The following is a 695-nucleotide window of genomic DNA, read 5'->3' as shown; positions in this document are numbered from 1 at the left end:
GCTCATCGGGGGTGCGGTGGCCGCGGCGGGGGCGGTGGCGCTGGCGCACGACGAGCTGGCCCGGCTGTACTGGCGGCTGCCGGGAGTGGAGCGGCAGCGGGTGCCGGGCGCGGTGGACTTCGCGGGCGCCCGCTGGGTGGCGGCCTCCCCGGCCAACTACCGGCACGCGGACCGCCCGGACGACTACCCGGTGGACCGGGTGGTCGTCCATGTCACGCAGGGCGGGTACGCGTCGGCGGTGAAGGTCTTCCAGGACCCGGCGCACCGGGCGGCCGCGCACTACATCGTGCGCGCGGACGGCGGCGTCACCCAGCTCATCCGGGAGCTGGACGTGGCCTTCCACGCGGGCAACCGCTCCTTCAACGAGCGCAGTGTCGGCATCGAGCACGTCGGCTTCGTGGACGACCCGAAGTCCTTCACGGCCGCGATGTACGCCTCCTCGGCCCGCCTCACGGCCGCCATATGCGCGCGGTACGGCATGCCGGTGGACCGGGAGCACGTCATCGGCCACGTCGAGGTGCCGGGCACGGACCACACGGATCCCGGCCCGCACTGGGACTGGGACCGGTACATACGTCTGGCGCGGAGCGCGCGCACGGCGCTGGGGAGGACCTCGGCCTAGACGAGTCCCGCAGCGCGGGCGCGTTCCACGGCGGGGCCGATGGCCTTGGCCACGGCGTCCACGTCGTCCTGGG

General features: G+C 74.5%; 1 protein-coding gene. It reads left to right on the top strand.

All coding sequences use genetic code 11. The annotated features are described in order from the left end of the window. Nucleotides 1–622 (top strand): N-acetylmuramoyl-L-alanine amidase (locus CCN33_RS29530; RefSeq protein ID WP_086696406.1); only part of this gene is annotated, 622 nt, incomplete at its 5' end. Nucleotides 623–695: the final 73 nt, after the last annotated feature.

Source organism: Streptomyces recifensis (genome assembly GCF_002154615.1).
Taxonomy (GTDB): domain Bacteria; phylum Actinomycetota; class Actinomycetes; order Streptomycetales; family Streptomycetaceae; genus Streptomyces; species Streptomyces griseoluteus.
Note: the sequence above shows the minus strand (reverse complement) of the source record. Positions and strands in the feature narration are given on the sequence as shown.